This window comes from Nitrogeniibacter mangrovi, assembly GCF_010983895.1.
Lineage (GTDB): Bacteria > Pseudomonadota > Gammaproteobacteria > Burkholderiales > Rhodocyclaceae > Nitrogeniibacter > Nitrogeniibacter mangrovi.
The window spans coordinates 2,947,615-2,959,854 of sequence record NZ_CP048836.1 but is presented as its reverse complement, the minus strand read 5'-3'; the positions used below and the strand labels follow the sequence as shown (position 1 = coordinate 2,959,854).

The window sequence follows — 12,240 nt, the reverse complement described above, 5'->3', positions numbered from 1 at the left end:
CCCGATGCCGGCGGCCCGGCCGGGTGCCCAGAATGAACGCTCCGGCGCCGCCATGGCGCTGGCCCGTTTCTTTCCTATCTCGTGGGGCGAATGGCAGAAAAGACGGCTCGCCGCAGGGCGGCGGGCGTTCCCAACCGGCTGTACTGGACCACACCGTATGTCGCGGTGGTGGTGTTTGCGCTCACCATGCTGCTGCTGGTGTGGGTGCTGCAGCGCCAGGAGGCGGAGGTCCAGCACAACGCGATCGCGCGCGATGTGCAGTGGGCGGAGCAGACCATGCGCCTGCACATGCAGGCCACGGAGGAGTTCCTCACCCAGATGGCGCGCGATCTGGCCGCGGGCGCGCTCGATCTGGACGGTTTTCAGGTGCGGGCCAACCAGCACATCGCCAACAACCCGCAGCTGATCAACATCGTGTGGGTGGCCGCCGACGAGGTGGTGCACTGGAGCGCGCCGTTCGACACCACCGACTGGCTGGCGGGCGACGCGCTCACCGCGGCGCAGAGCACGCCTTACTTCAAGGCGCGGGACATCGGCCGCGTCACCTACGGCGAGGCCTACGTCAACAGCCGCAACGAGGCGGTGCTCGAAGTCTTCGTGCCGGTGCGCAACGGGCGCCACTTCATGGGGGCGATGGTCGGGGTGTATTCCATCGACCGCATCGTGCGCCACCTGGTGCCCGACTGGTTCTCCGAGAAGTACCGTCTCGCGCTGATCAGTGCGCACGGCAAGCCGCTGGCGGTCAACTCCCTGGTGGCGGCGATCGACGAGAGCATCTCCTATTCGATTCCGCTCGATCCGCCGGGCAACGGGCTGGTGTTGCAGGCGACGGCGTTCCGCACCGTCGGCGATATCCCGCGGGCGTTGCCGGTGGTGCTCATCGTCGGCCTGTCCTTCTTCGTGCTGTGGAGCCTGTGGCTGCTGCGCGGACACATGGTGCGCCGGGTGCGGGTGGAGAAGGAGCGCGACCGGCTCTTCAACCTGTCGCTCGACATTCTCAGCATCCTCAATGCCGACGGCAGCTTCCGGCGCTGCAATCCGGCCTTCGAGCGCTTGCTCGGCTATCCCGTGGCTGGCATGCCGGGACGCACCCTGATCGAGTTCGTCCATGACGACGACGTGGCCGCCACGGTGGAGCAGCTGCGCCGGCTCGCCTCGGGCCAGCCGGTCAGCTTCGAGAACCGCATCCGCTGCGAGGACGGCGGCTACAAGTGGCTCGCCTGGAGCATCAACCCGGTGCCGGAGGAGCAGCTGCTCTACGCCGTGGCCCACGACGTGACCGGACGCAAGGACTCCGAGGAGGCCCTGCGCGCCGAGTCGGCGTTCCGCCGCGCCATGGAGGAATCGGTCATCACCGGTCTGCGCGCCATCGACATGAACGGGCGCATCACCTATGTGAACCCGGCCTTCTGTCGCCTCGTGGGGCGCGACGCCGAGGAACTGGTGGGGGCGGAGGCGCCGTTTCCCTACTGGCCGCCGGATCAGCGCGAGACCTGCCAGGTCAATCTGGAACTGACCCTGTCCGGCAAGGCGCCGCCGAGCGGTTTCGAGATGCAGATCGTGCGCCGCAACGGCGATCGCATCGACACCCGTTTCTACCTGTCGCCGCTGATCGACGGCACCGGCCGGCAGACCGGCTGGATGGCCTCGGTCACCGACATCACCGAACCCAAGCGCGTGCGCGCCGCGCTCGAGTCGGCGCAGGCGCGGTTCGAGGCGGTGCTCGACGGGCTCGACGCGGCGGTGTTCGTCGCCGACCCGCACAGCGACGAGATTCTCTATGCCAACCGCGCCTTCAAGGCCCTGCACGGCTATGACGCGGTGGGGCGTCAGGCGCGCAAGGTGGCCGAGCCGCAGCCGGAAATGGGCGATTACCGGATCGATCCGCGCCGGCTCGGCCCCGCCGACGTGCCGCTGGAGCTGTTCGACGGCGAACTGCGCCATGCGCTGTCGGGGCGCTGGTACCACGTGCGCGAGCATGCCACCCGCTGGGTCGATGGCCGCGTGGTGCGCATGGGCATCGCCACCGACATCACCGACCGGCGCCAGATGGAGGCGATGGCGCGCCAGCAGGAAGAGCGCCTGCAGCGCACCGCACGCCTGGTGACCATGGGCGAAATGGCCTCCACCCTGGCGCACGAGCTCAATCAGCCGCTGGCGGCGATCTCCAATTACGCCATGGGCTGCGTGCGCCGGCTCGAGACCGGCGAATACAAGGAGAGCGACCTGCTCGCGGCGATGCAGAAGGCCAGCTTCCAGGCCGAGCGCGCGGGCAAGATCATCCGTCGCATCCGTGACTTCGTGCGCAAGAGCGAGCCGCGCCGTTCCGCCGTGGTGCTGGCCGACATCGTCGACGATGCGCTCGGCTTTGCCGAGATCGACGCGCGCAAGTCGCTGGTGCGCATCCACCGCGACGTGTCGCGCGACCTGCCGCCGGTGTTCGCCGATCGCATCATGATCGAGCAGGTGGTGCTCAACCTGGTGAAGAACGCCATCGACGCGATGGCGGCCATGCCCGAGGAGGAGCGCCAGCTCGAGCTGGTGGCGCGCCAGGTGGACGGCATGATCGAGGTGTCGGTGGCCGATCGCGGCCACGGCATCCTGGCCGAGGACGCCGAGCGCCTGTTCACCCCGTTCTACACCACCAAGAGCGAGGGCATGGGGATGGGGCTGAACATCTGCCGCTCCATCATCGAGTTCCACGACGGGCGCCTGTGGCTCGAACCGAACCCGGAAGGTGGTACCGTGTTCCGATTTACGCTGCCCGTGGAGATTGCCAGTGAAAGAGATGTCCGGCGCGCCTGACCAGACCGTCTACATCGTGGACGACGACGAGGCGCTGCGCGATTCGCTCGTCTGGCTGCTCGAATCCAACAGCTATCGCGTCGCCCAGTTCGATTCCGCGGAAGTGTTCCTGGCCGCCTACCGGCCCGAGATGGCCGGCTGCCTGGTGCTCGACGTGCGCATGCCGGGCATGAGCGGGCTGGAGCTCTACGAGCGGCTGCGCGACCGCCATGCGACCCTGCCGGTGGTGTTCATCACCGGTCACGGCGATGTGCCGATGGCGGTGTCGGTGCTCAAGAAGGGGGCGGTGGACTTCATCGAGAAACCATTCACCGACCGCGACATGCTCAAGCTCATCGACCAGTGCCTGGCCACCGAACGGGAGAACCGCGAGCGCCTGCGCCAGGATGCCGCCGTGGCGCGGCGCCTCGATCAGCTTACCGGGCGCGAGATGGAGGTGCTCGAACTGATCATCGCCGGCCGCCTCAACAAGCAGATCGCCGACGACCTGGGCATCAGCATCAAGACGGTGGAGGTGCACCGCGCCCGGGTGATGGAGAAGATGGAGGCCGGTTCGCTCGCCGAGCTCGTGCAGGCGGTCATGTCCTGCGAGACCGCGCGAGGGCGTTTTTCGACCTTGTGAGCGGCGCCGGCGTCGGGGTAGGGCGGGCCACAAACTTCCGCACAAGCCCCTGATCCTGCGCTAGAATTGCGGGTTTTTCCGCAAGGCGAGTTCCCATGTCCGCACGCATTCTCGACGGAAATGCATTGTCGGCCGACGTTCGTGCCCGACTGGCCGAACAGGTGTCCCAGATCAAGCTGCGCGGCATCACGCCGTGCCTGGCGGTCATCCTCGTGGGTGACAACCCGGCCTCGGCGGTATACGTGCGCAACAAGGTGGCCGGCTGCGAGAAGGCGGGCATGCGCTCGCTGCGTTTCGACTACCCGGCCGACGTGGCCCCGCAGGTGGTGCTCGACAAGATCGCCGAGCTGAACGCCGACGACAGCGTGCATGGCATCCTGGTGCAACTGCCGTTGCCGCCGCAGTTCGACGAGAAGGCCGTGCTCGAAGCGATCTCGGTCGACAAGGACGTGGATGGCTTCCATGCCGAGAACGTGGGGCGTCTGTCCCAGGGCCAGCGGGCCTTTTTCCCGTGCACCCCGCACGGGGTGATGAAGCTGCTCGAGGCCGGCCATGTCGACGTCAGCGGCGCCGATGCGGTCGTGATCGGCCGCTCCAACATCGTCGGCAAGCCCATGGCGATGCTGCTGACCCAGGCCGGCGCCACCGTCACCGTGTGCCATTCCCGGACCCGGGATCTGGCCAGCCATACCCGCCGCGCCGACATCCTCGTGGTGGCCATCGGCCGCCCGATGTTCGTGACCGGCGACATGATCAAGCCGGGCGCCGCGGTGATCGACGTGGGCATGAACCGCATTCCGGCCGGCATGCCGAACGAAGGCAAACTGTGCGGCGACGTGGACTTCGCATCGGCCAAGGACGTGGCCGGCGCCATCACGCCGGTGCCCGGCGGCGTCGGCCCCATGACCATCACCATGCTGCTGTCCAATACGCTGGAGTCGGCCGAGCGCCAGGCCGAGCGGCAGGAGGGTCGGGCATGAACATGAAGGTCCAGGTCGGCATCATCATGGGCTCCAACTCCGACTGGCCGACCATGCAGGCGGCGGCCCGGATCCTGGAGGATTTCGGCGTCGCCTTCGAGGCTCGCGTGGTGTCCGCCCATCGCACCCCAGACCTGATGTTCGAATACGCCGAGACTGCCCGCGAGCGCGGCCTCAAGGCCATCATCGCCGGTGCCGGCGGCGCCGCCCACCTGCCCGGCATGGTGGCCGCCAAGACCACCTTGCCGGTCCTCGGTGTGCCGGTGCAATCGCGTGCGCTGTCCGGCCAGGATTCGCTGCTGTCCATCGTGCAGATGCCCAAGGGCGTGCCCGTGGCCACCTTCGCCATCGGCGAGGCCGGCGCGGCCAACGCGGCGCTGTTCGCGGTGTCCCTGCTGGCCAACGAGGACGCCGCGCTGGCCGCCCGTCTGGCCGAGTTCCGCCAGCGCCAGACCGAGACCGTGCTGGCCATGACGTTGCCGCCGGTCGAGCGGAGCTGAACGCCATGAGCACCGACGCCATCCTGCCGCCGGCCACCCTGGGCATGCTCGGCGGTGGCCAGCTGGGGCGCTTCTTCGTCCATGCTGCGCATGAGATGGGCTACCAGGTCTGGGTGCTCGACCCGGACCCCAACAGCCCCGCCGGCCAGGTGGCCGAGCGGCACCTGCGCGCCGACTACGAGGACTTCGCCGTTCTCGACCGGATGGCGGCCGAGTGTGCGGCGGTGACCACCGAATTCGAGAACGTGCCGGCGGCCACGCTCGACTATCTGGCCAAGTTCATTCCGGTGCGCCCCGGCGCGGCGGCGGTGGCGGTATGCCAGAACCGGATCGCGGAAAAGACCTTCCTCGCCGACAACGCCCTGCCGCACGGGCCGTTCGTCGCCGTGCGCGAGGCCGGCGATCTGGCGGACGTGCCCGCCACCATGTTTCCCGCCATCCTCAAGGTGGCGCGCTTCGGCTATGACGGCAAGGGCCAGGCCACGGTGCACGACGCCTCCGAGGCGATGCAGGCCTGGCAGGGCTTCGGCGCCGAAGCCTGCGTGCTCGAGAAACGCCTGCGCCTCGACTGCGAGGTGTCAGTGGTGCTCGCACGCGAGGCCAGCGGCGAGATCAAGGTGTTCCCGGTGGCGGAGAACCGCCATCGGAACGGCATTCTCGACGTCTCCATCACCCCGGCGCGGGTCGATGAGGCACTGGCGGAACAGGCCCGGCAGGTGGCCGCCCATGTGGCGACCCGGCTCGAGTACGTGGGCACGCTCGCGGTGGAGTTCTTCGTGAGCGATGGTGCGCTGGTGGTGAACGAGATGGCGCCGCGCCCCCACAACAGCGGCCATGCCACTATCGATGCCAGCATCGCCGATCAGTACATGCAGCAGGTGCGCGCGCTGTGCGGCCTGCCGCTGGCCGATCCGCGCCCGCACAGCGCCGCGGTGATGGTCAATCTGCTCGGCGATCTGTGGTACCGGGCGGGGGACGAGCGCGCGCACGAGCCCGACTGGTCGGTGCTGTACGCGGTGCCTAACCTGCGCCTGCACCTGTACGGCAAGCACCACGCCCGGCCGGGGCGGAAGATGGGGCATTTCACCGTGATCGACGCCGACGTCGAGCGGGCGTTCGCGGTGGCCATGGCGGCGCGTCGCGCCATCGGCATCGACGATGACTGAGCGGGACGAACGGATCGCCCGCGCGGTCGCCGCGCTGCGCGCCGGGCAGCTCGTCGCCATCCCCACCGAGACGGTCTATGGCCTCGCCGCCGATGCCCGCAACCCCGAGGCGGTCCGGCGCATCTTCGCCGCCAAGGGCCGCCCGGCCGACCATCCGCTCATCGTCCATCTGGCCTCGGGCGAACGGCTCGAGGAATGGGCGCGCGAGATCCCGCCAGTGGCGCGCCGGCTCGCGGCCGCGTTCTGGCCGGGGCCGCTGACCCTCATCCTCAAGCGCCAGAGCGCGGTACCCGATGTGGTCACCGGCGGCCAGGACACCATCGGCCTGCGCGTGCCCTCGCACCCGCTGGCGCATGCGCTCCTGGTGGCCTTCGACGGCGGCCTCGCGGCGCCCTCGGCCAACCGCTTCGGCCGCATCAGCCCGACCACCGCAGCCCATGTGCGCGACGAACTGGGCGACCAGGTCGCCCTGGTGCTCGATGGCGGCGCCTGCGAGGTGGGCATCGAATCGACCATCGTGGACCTCTCCCGCGGCGCCCCCGTGCTCATGCGGCCGGGCCGGATCGGTCGCGACGAGATCGCGCGGGCCGCCGGCGAGCCGGTGCTCGATCCGGCCGAGGTGTCCGCCACCGCCCCGCGCACCAGCGGTTCGCTCGCTTCCCACTACGCGCCGAACACCCCGGTGCGCCTGCTCGATCCCATGCAGCTCTATGCCGAGGCGGCGCAGGCCCGTCGTCAGGGCACGCCCATCGCGGTGCTGGCGCGCACCGTGATCGACGATGCGCCGCCACCCGGTTCGGTGTGGCGCGTCGCGCCCGCAGACGCGGTCACCTACGCGCACCGGCTGTATGCCAGCCTGCGCTGGCTCGACCAGTGCGGCACCCGCTGCATCCTGGTCGAGGCGCCGCCGCGCAGCGCCGAATGGCAGGCCGTCAACGACCGCCTGGCGCGGGCCGCCACGCCGGCCGACGACGCCGCTTCCCAAGGCTGAAGCGCAGGCGCTATAATCCGCCGCCATGGGGCCGTAGCTCAGCTGGGAGAGCGCTGCGTTCGCAATGCAGAGGTCGGGAGTTCGATCCTCCTCGGCTCCACCAGATCCCGGGAGCCAGCCACACGGCTGGCTCTTCTCTTTTGCCCCCTGCGCGAGCCGGCGCCGGATGCGGCGTGTGCTTGCGACGCGATGTGCGCTCGCACATGGTCCGCGTTCCGAAGGGGTACAATGCAAGGCTTTTCCTGACGGACGACGGATTCGATGAAGACCACTTTCCTCGATTTTGAACAGCCGATTGCCGAGCTGGAAGGCAAGATCGACCAGCTGCGTTTCGTGCAGGACGATCCGGCTGTCGATATCTCGGAAGAGATCAAGCGCCTGGAGACCAAGAGCCAGTCGCTGACCAAGGATCTGTACGCCAAGCTGACTCCGTGGCAGATCAGCCAGGTGGCGCGTCATCCGCAGCGTCCCTACACACTGGACTACGTGGAGCACATGTTCACGGATTTCCAGGAGCTGCATGGCGACCGCGCCTTTGCCGACGACAAGGCGATCATTGGCGGACTGGCCCGTTTCAACGGCCAGTCGTGTGTGGTCATCGGCCACCAGAAGGGGCGCGACACCAAAGAGAAGATCCTGCGCAATTTCGGCATGCCGCGTCCCGAGGGGTATCGCAAGGCGATGCGCCTGATGCGCACCGCCGAGAAATTCAATCTGCCGGTGTTCACCTTCGTGGATACACCGGGTGCCTATCCGGGCATCGGGGCCGAGGAGCGTGGCCAGTCCGAAGCCATCGGGCACAACCTGTACGTGATGGCCGAGCTGAAGGTGCCCATCATTTCCACCGTGATCGGTGAGGGCGGCTCGGGCGGTGCGCTGGCCATCGCTGTGGCCGACCAGGTGTTCATGCTGCAGTACTCGACCTATTCGGTGATCTCTCCGGAGGGCTGTGCCTCCATCCTGTGGAAGAGCGCGGAGCAGGCCAGCGTGGCCGCCGAGACCATGGGTATCACCGCATCGCGGCTCAAGTCGTTGGGGTTGGTCGACAAGGTCATCAACGAACCGACCGGCGGCGCCCATCGCGATCACCGCGCCATGGCGCAGTCGCTCAAGCGGGCCTTGGCCGACGCCTTGCGCGTGCTGTCCGATCTGCCGGCTTCGAAGCTCATCGAGCAGCGCTATGAGCGCCTCATGAGTTATGGCAAGTTCAAGGACGCCGCCGTCAGCTGACCCCATGACGGCCATCCACGCTCGGGTGGCCGACGTCCTCGCGCGGGCAGGCGTGACCGCCGACGCGCGCCTGCTGCTCGGCCTGAGCGGCGGACTCGATTCCACGGTGCTGCTGCAGGTGCTGGCCGAACTGCGTGCGCGGTTCGGTTTCGATCTGCGCGCCCATCACGTCCACCACGGTCTGAGTCCTCATGCCGACGACTGGGCGGCGCATTGCGTCGCCCGCTGTGAGGCGCTGGGGGTGCCCTGCACGGTGTCGCGGGTGCGGGTGAGCCCGGCGGCGGGCGAGGGCTGGGAGGCGGCGGCGCGGCAGGCGCGTCATGCGGCCTGGGCGGCGACGCCCGCCGACTGGTGGGTGACGGCCCATCATCGTGGCGATCAGGCCGAAACGGTGCTGTTCCGCCTGTTGCGTGGGGCCGGTGTGCATGGGGCCGCGGCCATGGGCGAGATCGTGCCGGGCAATGGCGGCCCCGGTCGCCTGCGGCCCCTGCTGGCCCTCCCGCGTGCGACCCTGGCGGCCGCGGCGCAGGGCGCGCAACTGCCCTGGGTCGAGGACGAAAGCAATGCCGACCGGCGCTTTGCCCGCAACTTCATCCGTCATGCGCTCCTGCCGCGCATGCGCTCCCGCTTCCCGGCGGCCGAGGCCACGCTGGCGGGGGCGGCGGAGCGCTTCGCCGAGGCGGCGGCGCTGGTGGACGAGCTCGCCGCCATCGATGCCGCGGCCTGTGGCGAGCGCCCGCTGAGCCGGGCTGTCTTCGCCGATCTGAGCAGGGCGCGCCAGGCCAATCTGGTGCGCTGGCAGCTGCGCCGCCTGGGGCGGGCGATGCCCGATCGTGCGCGCCTGCACGAAGCCCTGCGCCAGCTGGCCACCTGTAGCGTCGACCATCCGTTGTGCGTGCCTCTCGGCGACGGGGTGCTGCACGCCTATCGCGACGCCCTGTGGCTCACGCCGCCGCTGCCGTCGTTGCCGGCGGCGCCGGTGGACTGGCGCCCGGATGCGCCGTTGATCTGGGGTGAGGGGCATCTGGTGGTCGAGCCGGTGATCGGGGCCGGGATCGCCCGGGATCGGGTGCAGGGCGAAACCCTGCAGGTACGCACCCGCTGGCCCGGTTGCCGGATCGCGTTGCCCGATCGGCCGTCGAAGCCGGTCAACAAGCTCGCGCAGGAGATCGGGATGAGCCCGGCGGATCGGGATCGCGTCCCGATCGTCTGCCTGCGCGGTGAGCCGGTGTGGATGGCCGGGGTCGGCGCGACCGCCGCATTCGCGTGCCCGCCGGGGGGGCGGGGCTGCTGTTGCGCTGGCGCCGGCCGGCGGCCTATTCGGCGTCGGGCGAGACCGACTTGTAGAGCCCGGCCAGGGTCAGGTGCTGGGCCAGTTCCACCGCCGAGCGCACGCCCATCTTCTCGAACACCCGGGCCCGGTGGACCTCCACCGTGCGCATGGAGATGTTCAGCTCGTCGGCGATCACCTTGTTGAACTTGCCGGCCAGGATCAGGCCCATGACCTCGCGCTCGCGGGTGGTGAGCTGTTCGATGCGCTGGGCGACATCGTCGCGGGTGCTGCGCTGGGCGGCCTGCCGGGCGTCTTCCTGCAGGGCCGATTGGACGACGTCCACCAGCGCGTTGTCGTCGAAGGGTTTCTCGATGAAATCGAAGGCGCCGCGTTTGAGTGCGCCGACGGCCATGGGCACGTCGCCGTGGCCGGTGATGAAGACGATGGGCATGAGGTTGCCGCGCTGGCGCAAGACACCGGAGCAGTCCAGTCCGCTCATGCCGCCCATGCGGATGTCCATCACGATGCAGCCGCGCCAGTCCGCTTGCCAGGCGTCGAGAAAGGCTTCGGCCGATTCCCAGGTGTTGCAGGGCACGTCGCGGGTGCGGAACAGCCAGGCAAGGGCGTCCCGGATGGCTTCGTCGTCGTCGACGATGTGGGTCAGCGCGGTGCCGGCGTCGGTCATGTGGCGTGGGGCAGTGAGAACGTGAAGATCGTACCACCGTCGGGGTTGGGTTCGAAGCTCAGGCGCCCGTCGTGCAGTTCGGCGATGGAGCGGCAGATGTTCAGCCCCATGCCCATGCCTTCGTCCTTGGTGGTGAAGAAGGGGTCGAAGATGCGTTTGGTCGCGTCCGGGTCGATGCCGCGTCCGGCGTCGACGACGCGCAGGTGCACCTGCTGATCGTCGGCGAACGTGGCCACGTGGATGATGCGCGGCCGGTCGGTGACGTCGCGCATGGCGTCCATGCCGTTGCGGATGAGGTTGACCGCCACCTGCTCGAGCATGACCGGATCGGCGTTGACCGGCAGCGCCTGTGCGGCCAGATCGGCGTCGATCTGGATGACGCGCTTGCGCGCATCGGGCTCGATCAGGCCGACCGCGTCGGTGATGACGGCGTTCAGGTCGATGGTCTCGCGCTTGGGCTCGCTGCGGCGCACGAAGTCGTGCACCCGGCGGATGATGTCGCCCGCGCGGCGTGCCTGGCGGGTGATCTTGCCGATGATGTCGCGCAACTCGCCGGTATCGGCCAATGGCTTTTCGAGCTGATTGAGGCAGCCGGAGCTGTAGCTGGAGATGGCGGCGAGCGGCTGATTGAGTTCGTGGGCGAGGGTGGAGGCCATCTCGCCCATGGTGATCAGGCGCGAGGTGGCCTGCAGGCGCTCCTCCTGCTGGCGCGCCAGGGCCTCGGCGCGCTTCTGGCTGGTGATGTCGAGGAAGGAGCCCATCCAGCCGGTCTGGGTGCCGCTGGCGTCGATGAGCGGCGCTTCGAAGATGAGCGCGTCGATCATGTGCCCGTCCTTGTGACGGAAGCGGATCTCGACGCCCTCGCGCGGTGCGCCGCTGGCGAGGATCTCGTCGTGGATGGCGCGGGTGCGTTCGATGGTCTCCGGATCCCAGTAGGGCATGGGCGGTGCGGCACCCACCAGCTCCGCCTCGGAGAAGCCGGTCATGCGGCAGAAGGCCGGATTCACGAAGGTGATGCGCCCCTCCATGTCGCGGGCACGCAGGCCGGTGAGCAGCGAGTCTTCCATGGCGCGGCGGTAGGACATCTGCTCGCGCAGCGCCATTTCCGCCTGCTGGCGGCCGATGGTGTGCTGGCGCAGTTGCCACAGGCTCCACACGATGACGCCGCCGAGGAACACCAGGGCGCTGATGAGCAGTACCGGGATCCAGCGGGTGGGAGCCTTGTAGGCGGTGACCTTGAGGGTGAGCCCGTAGCCGGGCGGATCGAAGGGAATCGAGTACTGCTGGTGTCCGGGTTCGGCCTCGACCTTGGACTTGGTGGCGATCTCGCGACCGTCGGCGTCGTGCACGCTGACCCGGTAGCGCTCCGAGAACCACCAGGGCAGCTGCCGCACCACGAGCTGGGGCAGGGAATAGACGCCCACCACGGTGCCGATGAAGTGGCTGCCGGAGAAGATCGGCACATGGACGTTGAATCGCCACTTGTTGCCGATCACCGGATAGGCACCGCCATAGACCGGGCGACCGACCGCCTGCGCCAGCCGTGAGGTCTCGCTCGAGGGCAGGGCGCCGCGGGTCTCGCCGACGGAGACGTCTTCGCGGGCATAGGGGCGGCCGCCGATGAGCTTGCCGCTGGCGTCGAGCCACAGCACCTGGACCAGGCCGCTGTCGGGGCGGAGCAGTTGCTGGAGCCGCCCGTCGGTCTTGGTGCTGACCTCGTTCTCGGTGAGCAGGGACTGGCCGATCTGGCCCAGGTACTCCTCGTTGCGATCGAGGCGGAAGCGCAGGTCCTGCTCCATCCACAGCACGTCGTTGATGAGCGTCTCGCGCTGCTTTTCGTCGTCGAAGTGGCGCGTCATCCAGATCAGGGCGACGATGCCCACGAGCATCAGCCCGAGGGTGATGGAGGGGAGGCGCCAGTACCAGGCGGGTGTGGTAGCGTAGGCGCGATGATCGGTGTCGGACATCGGGTCGTTTGCGTCGGGCAG

The 12,240-nt window shown here is 68.8% G+C and carries 9 protein-coding genes, 1 tRNA gene and 1 pseudogene; 9 read left to right on the top strand and 2 right to left on the bottom strand.

Translation table 11 applies throughout. The features are described 5' to 3' along the window. Window positions 1-90 precede the first annotated feature (90 nt). From G3580_RS13755 to tilS, 9 genes and pseudogenes are all read left to right on the top strand, one after another. A complete protein-coding gene (locus G3580_RS13755) occupies window positions 91-2,805 on the top strand; it encodes a PAS domain-containing sensor histidine kinase (protein ID WP_173766397.1) in 2,715 nt (904 codons plus the stop codon). Next, entirely contained in the window at window positions 2,789-3,427 is a 639-nt protein-coding gene (locus tag G3580_RS13750; protein ID WP_173768820.1) for a response regulator transcription factor, read from the top strand. The genes G3580_RS13755 and G3580_RS13750 overlap by 17 nt, the downstream gene beginning before the upstream one ends. A 95-nt stretch (window positions 3,428-3,522) precedes the next feature. Next, window positions 3,523-4,407: a bifunctional methylenetetrahydrofolate dehydrogenase/methenyltetrahydrofolate cyclohydrolase FolD gene (gene folD, locus G3580_RS13745; protein ID WP_173766395.1), complete on the top strand. Its 885-nt coding sequence runs from the start codon at window positions 3,523-3,525 to the stop codon at window positions 4,405-4,407. Then, window positions 4,404-4,907, top strand: a complete 504-nt coding sequence (gene purE, locus G3580_RS13740; RefSeq protein ID WP_173766393.1) for a 5-(carboxyamino)imidazole ribonucleotide mutase — start codon at window positions 4,404-4,406, stop codon at window positions 4,905-4,907. The genes folD and purE overlap by 4 nt, the downstream gene beginning before the upstream one ends. 5 nt (window positions 4,908-4,912) lie before the next feature. After that, the gene (locus tag G3580_RS13735) at window positions 4,913-6,073 is read left to right on the top strand and encodes a 5-(carboxyamino)imidazole ribonucleotide synthase (RefSeq protein ID WP_173766392.1); all 1,161 of its coding nucleotides are present in this window, start codon (window positions 4,913-4,915) and stop codon (window positions 6,071-6,073) included. Continuing rightward, the gene (locus G3580_RS13730; RefSeq protein WP_173766390.1) at window positions 6,066-7,064 is read left to right on the top strand and encodes an L-threonylcarbamoyladenylate synthase; all 999 of its coding nucleotides are present in this window, start codon (window positions 6,066-6,068) and stop codon (window positions 7,062-7,064) included. Before G3580_RS13735 ends, G3580_RS13730 begins: the two co-directional genes overlap by 8 nt. Window positions 7,065-7,091: 27 nt before the next feature. Further along, a tRNA-Ala gene (locus G3580_RS13725) sits at window positions 7,092-7,167 on the top strand. A gap of 158 nt (window positions 7,168-7,325) precedes the next feature. Then, entirely contained in the window at window positions 7,326-8,294 is a 969-nt protein-coding gene (locus tag G3580_RS13720; protein WP_173766388.1) for an acetyl-CoA carboxylase carboxyltransferase subunit alpha, read from the top strand. Then, a pseudogene (gene tilS / locus G3580_RS13715) lies at window positions 8,263-9,564 on the top strand (tRNA lysidine(34) synthetase TilS); the annotation flags it as partial. The gene G3580_RS13720 and the pseudogene tilS, both read left to right, overlap by 32 nt. Window positions 9,565-9,610: 46 nt before the next feature. Here tilS and G3580_RS13710 read toward each other — a convergent pair. Together G3580_RS13710 and G3580_RS13705 are read right to left on the bottom strand one after the other, a co-directional pair. After that, complete coding sequence (locus G3580_RS13710; RefSeq protein ID WP_173766386.1) at window positions 9,611-10,252, bottom strand: response regulator transcription factor; 642 nt, start codon at window positions 10,250-10,252, stop codon at window positions 9,611-9,613. Continuing rightward, the gene (locus G3580_RS13705; RefSeq protein WP_173766384.1) at window positions 10,249-12,219 is read right to left on the bottom strand and encodes a sensor histidine kinase; all 1,971 of its coding nucleotides are present in this window, start codon (window positions 12,217-12,219) and stop codon (window positions 10,249-10,251) included. The genes G3580_RS13710 and G3580_RS13705 overlap by 4 nt, the downstream gene beginning before the upstream one ends. Between the last annotated feature and the right edge of the window lie 21 nt (window positions 12,220-12,240).

Excerpts from the sequence above, each read along its gene's own strand:
- folD (WP_173766395.1), top strand. The coding sequence starts at position 3,523 with ATGTCCGCACGCATTCTCGACGGAAATGCATTGTCGGCCGACGTTCGT.
- G3580_RS13720 (WP_173766388.1), top strand. The coding sequence starts at position 7,326 with ATGAAGACCACTTTCCTCGATTTTGAACAGCCGATTGCCGAGCTGGAA.
- G3580_RS13750 (WP_173768820.1), top strand. The coding sequence starts at position 2,789 with ATGTCCGGCGCGCCTGACCAGACCGTCTACATCGTGGACGACGACGAG.
- G3580_RS13710 (WP_173766386.1), bottom strand. The coding sequence starts at position 10,252 with ATGACCGACGCCGGCACCGCGCTGACCCACATCGTCGACGACGACGAA.
- G3580_RS13735 (WP_173766392.1), top strand. The coding sequence starts at position 4,913 with ATGAGCACCGACGCCATCCTGCCGCCGGCCACCCTGGGCATGCTCGGC.
- purE (WP_173766393.1), top strand. The coding sequence starts at position 4,404 with ATGAACATGAAGGTCCAGGTCGGCATCATCATGGGCTCCAACTCCGAC.
- G3580_RS13705 (WP_173766384.1), bottom strand. The coding sequence starts at position 12,219 with ATGTCCGACACCGATCATCGCGCCTACGCTACCACACCCGCCTGGTAC.
- G3580_RS13755 (WP_173766397.1), top strand. The coding sequence starts at position 91 with ATGGCAGAAAAGACGGCTCGCCGCAGGGCGGCGGGCGTTCCCAACCGG.
- G3580_RS13730 (WP_173766390.1), top strand. The coding sequence starts at position 6,066 with ATGACTGAGCGGGACGAACGGATCGCCCGCGCGGTCGCCGCGCTGCGC.